The 7,960-nt window shown below is 58.8% G+C and carries 6 protein-coding genes; all 6 read right to left on the minus strand.

Features of this window, described 5'->3' with window-relative positions; genetic code table 11:
* Window positions 1–91: 91 nt before the first annotated feature.
* The 6 genes from HQL65_19605 to HQL65_19630 all read right to left on the minus strand — a co-directional run bounded on the left by HQL65_19605 (window position 92) and on the right by HQL65_19630 (window position 7,928).
* A complete protein-coding gene (locus HQL65_19605; GenBank protein MBF0138443.1) occupies window positions 92–4,606 on the minus strand; it encodes a hypothetical protein in 4,515 nt (1,504 codons plus the stop codon).
* A 12-nt stretch (window positions 4,607–4,618) separates the two neighbouring features.
* Window positions 4,619–5,134: a magnetochrome domain-containing protein gene (locus HQL65_19610; protein ID MBF0138444.1), complete on the minus strand. Its 516-nt coding sequence runs from the start codon at window positions 5,132–5,134 to the stop codon at window positions 4,619–4,621.
* A 6-nt stretch (window positions 5,135–5,140) separates the two neighbouring features.
* Window positions 5,141–5,785: a hypothetical protein gene (locus HQL65_19615; GenBank protein MBF0138445.1), complete on the minus strand. Its 645-nt coding sequence runs from the start codon at window positions 5,783–5,785 to the stop codon at window positions 5,141–5,143.
* Between the two features lie 84 nt (window positions 5,786–5,869).
* On the minus strand, window positions 5,870–6,754 hold the full coding sequence (gene mamB, locus HQL65_19620; protein MBF0138446.1) for a magnetosome biogenesis CDF transporter MamB: 885 nt from the start codon (window positions 6,752–6,754) through the stop codon (window positions 5,870–5,872).
* Window positions 6,751–7,659 (minus strand): LemA family protein, encoded by a 909-nt coding sequence (locus HQL65_19625; GenBank protein MBF0138447.1) that lies wholly within the window; start codon window positions 7,657–7,659, stop codon window positions 6,751–6,753. Before HQL65_19625 ends, mamB begins: the two co-directional genes overlap by 4 nt.
* Window positions 7,660–7,679: 20 nt before the next feature.
* Complete coding sequence (locus tag HQL65_19630; protein MBF0138448.1) at window positions 7,680–7,928, minus strand: hypothetical protein; 249 nt, start codon at window positions 7,926–7,928, stop codon at window positions 7,680–7,682.
* Window positions 7,929–7,960: the final 32 nt, after the last annotated feature.

Raw genomic sequence — 7,960 nt, forward strand, 5'->3', positions numbered from 1 at the left:
CCTGGAAGGCCTGAACGGCATCACCCGGAATCAAGAAAAAGAACAGGAGCTGCTCAATTCCGTGGCCGGTGCAGATGGGTACTCACGTTTTTCAATATTCTTCAACAGCTTCAAGAAATACGGCCAAAAGCTCCGGAAATTTTTCCGTAAAGAAATACACGGCGTCACGGGTTTGTTCCATGCCCTGGATGCTGTCACGGATGGAATCTGCCAACTGCATGAACGGTTCATCCAGGGCTTCGAGTTCTGCATGGATTCCGAAAGAGTTGTCTTGAACGGTTTCAATGATATTGGCCAGATTGACCATTTTTTCCATCAATTCCTGGCTGGCCAGGGCAACACTTTCGCTCATGGCCTGGCGCATCTCTTCCAGGGCACTCTTGACCGGGAGCAGGCGGTCATCCATGGTCGAGCTGACCCGTTGGAACAGAATCTCCATGACTTCCTGGGAGCTTTGTTTGCGTTGTTGTTCTGCCTGGGCGTGGCGTTCTTCGGCTTCCCGGGCAAGGAGGGTCATTTTTTCCAGCAATTCGCGGTGACCGGTTGTGGTTTTCTGTTCCAGTGTCTGGCGCAACCAGGTCAGGGTTTTCTGGGTTGTCCCGAAACCCTGACCGAACACCTGCGTCAAATGTTGGGTCAGGGAGGCCAACAGTTTCTGGAATTCTTCCCGGTGGCGATCCTGACTTTTTTCCATCTGTTCCTGGAACCGGGTCACCAGGGGTTGCATGGCCTCGGTTCCGACCTGAACCGGACGTTCCCGAAGCTGTTCCGCCAGATGTGCCACGGATTGTTCCTGCAACGTGACGGGACGATTCATCTCCGTTGTCAATTGTGTACCCAGGTCATGGACGATGGTTTGCAGGCGTGCCTGGTTTTGCACCAGACTTTTTTCCACCTCTTCCTGGAAGAGGATCACCAGCGGCAGCAACACATCTTCTGCCACGCGCACGGGGGGGGTCTGGAGGGTGGTGGCCTGCAACTCTGTCGTGACAGTTTCGCCCAGATCACTGACGATGCCGCGCATGGTCTGGGTTTGTCTATCCAACTCCTGCGTCAGCTCCGAGGTCAATTCCGTTGTCACTTTTGCGCCCAGGTCCCTGGCGATGGTTTGCATGGTGTCCAGGACCGCATCGGTGACGGCATCCGTGATCTGCACGTTGCTTTCTGCCAGCAGCCGGGTCTGATTTTCCAATAATTGTCGTTCCAGACGGGCGATATTGTCGAGGATGGCCTGTTCGGTGGCACGGCTTGTTTCGCCACCGGCACGCATCTGCGTCAATATTTCTTCCTGGAGGTGTTGCACCATCCGGCGGATTTCCTGGTGATCGACCTCGCCCCGTGGGCTGTTGTCGGCGCGCAGATTTTCCAATACCTGCTGCAATTTTTCGACATCCATGCCGCAACTCTTTTCCACTTCCTCCTGGAACAGGATTGTCAGTGGCAGCAGGACATCTTCTGCCACTTGAATGGGGCGCTCCCGAAGTTGCTCCACCAGGACGGCGACGGAATCCCCATGCAGGGTGACGGGACGGTTTGCCAGGGTTTGCAGTGAGTCCTGGATGCGTGTGATTCCCTCCTGGACGGCGACGGAATCCCCATGCAGGGTGACGGGACGGTTTGCCAGGGTTTGCAGTGAGTCCTGGATGCGGGCGATTCCCTCCTGGACGGTGACGGCATCCCCATGCAGGGCGAGGGGACGGCTTGTCAGGGTTTGCAGTGAGTCCTGGATCTGGGTGATCCCTTCCCGGATGGCCTGTTCCGTGGCCTGGCCTGCTGCGCTGCGGGCCTGAATGTTCCGGACGAGTTCTTCCTGGAGACCTTGCAACATGTGCTGTATTTCCAGGCGGTTGTCTTGAATGGCCTGGTCACTGGCCGTGCGCAGGTCGTGCAACATCCGGTTCAGCCTGTTGGCATCGACTCCCTCCGGTTCCTGGACCAGGGCATGGACCGCCGGCAGGGCGGCTGTCATTCTGGCATCAATCTCTTGCAGCAGATGGAGATGCATCGCCTGAATTCGTTGTTCCAGGGCGGCGAGAGTTGCCGTGAGGAGCTGTTCCGTGCCGTTGTCGTGCTGGTTGACCGGGCCTCTGGCGCCATCGGAATCTGTGTGACCCGGACGGGAGTCGTCCCCCGCAGGCAGGTCCGACGGGGGTGCTTCGCCGACCAGGTGCAGTTCAGCCGGACGCATTTCGTCGCCTGAGTGCAGTCTCGCCAGGATCTCTTCTTGCAGACGCTGCACCATCTGGCGCATTTCCAGGCGGCTCTCTTCCACGCCTTGACGGCTTTCTTCCTGCAGGTTTTGCAGCATGAGCTGCAATGTCTTGACCTCTGCCTGCCGTTGATCGGCGTCCGTTGTCTGGCGTTCCCGCTCCAGCCGTTCCATGCGTTCGAGGGTGGCATGGAACACCTGCACCACCCGATGCAGGCGGTTGGCCTCATCCATGATGTTTTTGCGCAGGTCATCGGCCTGGGTTTGCCATGCTTCCCGGAGGGTGTGCCAATGATTGTCCGCCTTTTGGCCATCCTCGCTGCGTACCTGTTGCACGGTTGCGCTGATCCGCTCGAACTGACCGGCCAGGGCTGTCAGACGTTCCGCAGCCTGCTTTTCATGGTCGAGAAGATCCTCTCTGACTCCCTCCAGAAGGAGACGCAGCTCTTCCTGATTCGCTGCGCCGGCCTGACTGTTGCCTTGCTGTATCAGCGTGTGCAAATCCTGGATTCTGCTTTGCGAGCTGGTCAGGAGCGTCACCCCTTCCTCCAGCCGGCGTCCCACGGTTTCCAGACGTTGGATGTACTGTTCTGATTCATCCTTGTCGGTATGGCGACCCGGGATGGCTGCCAGCAACTCGGCCAGCGCACTCCGGATGACGGTTTCGTTGCGGTGGGCCATGCGGGCGCTTTCACCGCGGACCCATTCGATGACCGGATCCAGGGAGATGCCGTTTACCGTCTCCCCTTTTCCGGCCAGCAGGACGATGACCCGCTCCAGCTTTTCTGCCAGCGATGCCAGGTGTTCCGCATCTGCCGGGGCCACGTTTTCAATCTGGCTGCGCATGTCGCCCAGTGCCCGTTCGAGACCACGTGCCTGACGGTCGGCCAGCTTGTCGCTCTCCTGGCGCAGGGTGGCGGTCACCTTGTCGAGCAGGGTGGCTTGCAGGGTCTGGTTGTTGCCGGTCTGGCGGCTTTCCAGTTCGGACAGGGTGGCGGTGACCTGGGCCAGCGCGGGTTCGACTTTTTCCTGTTGCTTGTGCATGGTACGCTGGAGATCGACGGCCAGGTTTTGCACCATGGTGCGCATGTTGCGCCATTGTTCGCGCAGTTCGGTGTGCTGGGTGGCTGAACCGGATTGCAGGGTTTCCCGCATCTGGCCAAGGCTGGTCTGCAATCCCTCCAGGAGGATGGCGAGACGTTCGGATCTGTTGACCAGCCGCTCCATCTGTTCCTGCAATGCCATCTGGATCCGGGTGCCGACGGTGCTGACTGCCGTGGCCATGGATTGATCGAGTTCCCGGGTATTTGATTTCTGGATTTCGCCAAAACGCTGGCTTTGTCTTTCCAGGCCTTCGGTCTGGCGCATCTGGCCTTTTTCGAGCATTTCCAGGAGGGATGTCCAGCGTTCATCGCCCCTGCCCAGGGTCTGGATCACCGGTTCCATGGTCTCCTTGACCACCCGCAGCCATTTGTTTTCGAAAAACTGGGCCATCCGTTCCATGTGTTCGGACACGGCGTGGAGCAGCTCCTGTTCTTTTTCTTGATTCCGGGTGATGCCGTTCAGGCCTTCCAGGAACGATCGGTCCAGGAGACCCTGGCGGGCGGCATCCCGTTCGGAGAGGGCCTCATGCAGGGTTTTTGCCAGTTGATCGATCCAATCCGGGGCGAGTTCCGCCCTGGCCACGAGGGGTGTTTCCTGTTTCTGGCTCAGGTGGTCGGCCAGCAGGGTGGCACCGGGCAGGTAGTGGATCCGGGTTTCCAATCCCCGGGCGAAGCGGCTGATGCGGGCTTCGAGTCCGGCCAGGTGACGACGGGTCTCCAGGGCAAACCAGATGGCTCCGAACAGACCTGTCAGGGCCGGCAGCAGGTGCAGGGGGAGGAGTCGCCACTCATGGCCGATCAGCAGGTGAATGGTCGTGCCGTCTCCGGGCATCACGCCCCGCACGGACAAGAGCAGGTTGGTCAACAACACAATGATCGACAACAAAAAACCCGTACTGACCAAAAAAAACGGGATCAGGCGCAGCCGCCGCACGGGCAGGGCCACGGGCAACAAATGTTCCGGGGTGAAAAAGGTGGATGCCCGCACGAGGGAGCGTACCCCGCCTGCACCGGCGGGCGGGACAATCGTGCCCTGGAAGGCATTCCAGGTCAGCCGGTAAAAATCGATGGCACCCCATTTGGCACTCAGGGAGCGAAACACGCCGGCAAACGCTTCGTTCTCTTCCGGACTGGAGTCCAGCAGGTGCAGGGCCAGGTTCAGCTGTTCGCGCACGTTCCGCAGGCGCACATGAATGAGGTTGGCCCACTCCAGAAGACCCAGCACCAGGACAAACAGGGCCAGCAGCCAGGAGGCAACGGGGGTGACAATGAATGTAACGAGTTGTTCCGACATGCGAGTCTCCCGTCAACCGGCAGGCACCTGGACAACGATGTCATGGCATTTGATGCAGCGGCCTGCCGCCGGATGGTGGCGTGTGGAGTCGGGCAGGATGGGAGGACCGATCTTGTAGATGGACGACACCCGCTCCAGCACCTTGCCGACCGGGGTAATGGGTTGGCTTCCGGGGGGGGCACCGCCCTGGATCAGATGGCATTTGGTGCAGTTTCCCCAATAGGGATGGGGAATGCGGGCGTTACGCGGAATGATGGGCAGCCGTTTGACCACCATTTTGGTTGGGCGGACCGGATTTTTTTGGATGGCATTCATCGTGTCGATCACCTGCTCCGGCATGGTCGGCTCGGTGGGGGCTGGCATGGTGCCGAAAATTTCTCCCCGGACAAAACGGGGCAACCGGGTCTGGGTCCATTCTGCGAGGGTTCCCTGGTATTTTTCATACAGAAGCCCCCCTGTACCCAGAATGACCAGCACCATGAGCATGCTGGTAAAGGGCTTGACCCGGTTTGGTCGCCGGTTTCTCATCCTGGTCTACCGCAATTGGTTCGACCATAAGGCGAACCCTTCATCGTTGCGCAGTTGGCACCAGCGTCCGTTGACGAACAACTGCTTGGCATAGACGACCGGATCAGGGTCGAGACGGGTGCGATCAAAGCGGAACCCTTTGCCGGATACCCGTTGATCATGGATCAGGTCGCATCCCAGATATCCCAGAAACCATTTGGGTCCGACGCTGACATGGCTTTCGCGGCCTCCAATCTCGTGAATCCAGATGTGAACCTGCCGGTCTTGTTGTGGCAACTCGGTGATTTGTTGGATGGTTCCTTCAAAACGGACCATGGGGGCCTGTTCGAAGGGGACCATGCCTGGCTGGATCGGGGTCCCCCCCTCGGTTGCGGTTGTGGTGGCGGCGTTGGGGTCTGTTGTGCCACCGGGTACCGCGTTGCCGGGTGCCGCGACATTCAGCATTTGTCCCAGGCCGGGATAGGCCGGGGAGGTTCCGCCTGCCGGGGGTGCCCCCACAAAACCGGGTTGTGGGACGACGAGATTGATGGCCTCGCCACCGCCACCGGCTGGGGTCTGTGGTTTTTGCGGGTCAGACGGATAAAACGCCAGCGCCATGACACCCAACAAAAAAATGGCTCCGGTCACACCGATCCACTCTTCGAGTTTCATGGAATATTCCCGGTCTGCGGTGATTTAAGCAATTTTCGTACCATTTATGACAAACCCCTCACCCAATCCCTGGGTTTTCAAACATCAGGTTTCGGCAACCTCGACTGGCGAGAGAAAAATTTCCAGCTCTCCCATGTGTTCGACTTCATCCATGATGCGTTGGCGGAGCAGATCGACGATCAGGTCGCCTTCGTAGACTTTGAGGGTTTCGGGCACCAGGACATCGACCTCCACATGCAGGCGGTCACCCATGGTTCTGCCGCGCATGTAGGAGACGCCCTGGATGCCGGGGACCTTGTTGATGACATTGTGGATGGCCTTGAGTTCATCCATGCCGAGCGAGGCGTCCATCAGGCCGTCGATGGCTTCCAGGATCAGGTCCATGCCGATTTTGGCCACCACCAGCGAGACCCCGAGGGCGGCGAGGGGATCGGCAATGGGCAGTCCGAAGGTTGCCAGACTGATTCCCAGCAGCACGGCCATGGAGGAGAAGGCATCGGAGCGGTTGTCCCAGGCGTTGGCCATGATGGCCGGGCTGTTGTTTTCCCGTCCCACGCAACTCTGATAGCGGAACAACAATTCATTCATGGCCACCGAAACGGCGGCTCCCAGCAGGGCAAACGAGTCCGGCTGGGCATATTCGCCCGTCATGATCGAGGTGACGGCGTTGATCAGGAGAAAGATACCGCCGCCGAGCAGAATCAATCCCACGATGGAGGAGGAGAGAAACTGGATTTTGCCATGGCCGTAATGGTGATCGGCATCGGGTGGTTTTTCCGAAATTTGCAGGCTGAAGAGGGTGATGATCGATGCGAGCAGGTCTGCCGAGGAGTGAAAGGCGTCGGCGATCAGGGCCTGACACCCGGTCAGGACGCCCAGGATTCCCTTGTACAGGACCAGGAAGACATTGTTGGCGATGGAGTACCAGACGTGTTCGTGGTAGCACGATTTGCAACGCTCATGTCTCATGGTTGCGGGTGACTCCCTTTCTCTGGTGGCCTGGCTTTCTTGTCTGCGTCATGTTCACCGGCTGGTTGGGTTCCCTTTTCATTCCGGGGCAGCAACCGGATGAACCTCTCCGGAGACATTTGCGGCAACTCTTCATGCGAGGCGTGATAGTATGCGGCACGTCGGAACCCGGTAATCCTGGCCAGAAAATACCAGGGAAACGACGTGATCAGGGTGTTGTAGACCCGTACCTCTTCGTTGTACTCATCGCGCCGGTGCGAAATGCGATCTTCCAGTTCGACCAGTTTATCCATCAATTGCTGGTAGGTCACGGTGGTGGTGATGCTCGGGTATTGTTCCACAATGGCCAGCAGTTTTGCCATGGCCTCTTTGCTCAGTTCACCTTCCATGCTGCCTTTGAGGAGCTGGGCCAGTTTTTCCTGGCTTTCAGGGGCCGGGGCCGGGGCCGGGGAGGGTGGGGGAGCCGGGGCAGCGGGGAGGGGGGCCGGGGTGTTTTCCCTGGCGGGAGTACGGCCGATCTCCGTGCGGCGGCTGGTCACCTGCTGCACGATATCCTGTTCCAGCATGGCATTGTTCAGGGTCATGTTGATCAGGTTGTGGAACAGATTCCGGCGGCGTTGAATCACGTCCTGGACATGTCCTTCCGCCGACAGGACCCGCTCTTCCAGGGTGACGAACCGGTTGAAATTGTAGAGCGTGGTGATGCCGAAGACGAGAATGGACACAAAAGAGAGCAGGACGATGAGAAAGCGTGCCCTGATGGGTGGCAGGTGCAGTTTCTGGTTGGCAATCTCATCCCGGTACATGTCGCGCAGAAGACGTTTCATGCGGCGCAGTCGCTCGTCGTTGAGCGGCTCCGTGGCATACGGCTCCAGGTCATCCTCCTCTTTTTTGGCTTCGGCCATGTTCGATCAGTTCAACCTTCTCAGGACAATTTTTTTCCAAAGCGTTCACGATACCAGTTCAGGGTGGCCTTGAACAAATTTCTTGATGCAGAGAGAAATGCGGATCCCCAGTGCGACCAGCCCGGAGATGTTGCCTGATCCAGGTCCAGATCCAGGCCCGGATCCAGAGCCATTTTTTGCTGCCTGCGCCCCGGTTGCGGATTCAGGATCGTTTTGGTGCGCACCGGTTGCAGAATCTCCTCCAGGTCCAGGCCCGGATCCAGAGCCATTTTTTGCTGCCTGCGCCCCGGTTGCGGATTCA

It is taken from the genome of Magnetococcales bacterium, from assembly GCA_015228935.1.
Taxonomy (GTDB): Bacteria; Pseudomonadota; Magnetococcia; order Magnetococcales; family DC0425bin3; genus HA3dbin3.

What these genes read in the sequence shown, in the direction of transcription:
- HQL65_19605 (MBF0138443.1), bottom strand. Translation starts at nt 4,606, where the DNA reads ATGTCGGAACAACTCGTTACATTCATTGTCACCCCCGTTGCCTCCTGG.
- HQL65_19615 (MBF0138445.1), bottom strand. Translation starts at nt 5,785, where the DNA reads ATGAAACTCGAAGAGTGGATCGGTGTGACCGGAGCCATTTTTTTGTTG.
- HQL65_19630 (MBF0138448.1), bottom strand. Translation starts at nt 7,928, where the DNA reads ATGGCTCTGGATCCGGGCCTGGACCTGGAGGAGATTCTGCAACCGGTG.
- HQL65_19625 (MBF0138447.1), bottom strand. Translation starts at nt 7,659, where the DNA reads ATGGCCGAAGCCAAAAAAGAGGAGGATGACCTGGAGCCGTATGCCACG.
- HQL65_19610 (MBF0138444.1), bottom strand. Translation starts at nt 5,134, where the DNA reads ATGAGAAACCGGCGACCAAACCGGGTCAAGCCCTTTACCAGCATGCTC.
- mamB (MBF0138446.1), bottom strand. Translation starts at nt 6,754, where the DNA reads ATGAGACATGAGCGTTGCAAATCGTGCTACCACGAACACGTCTGGTAC.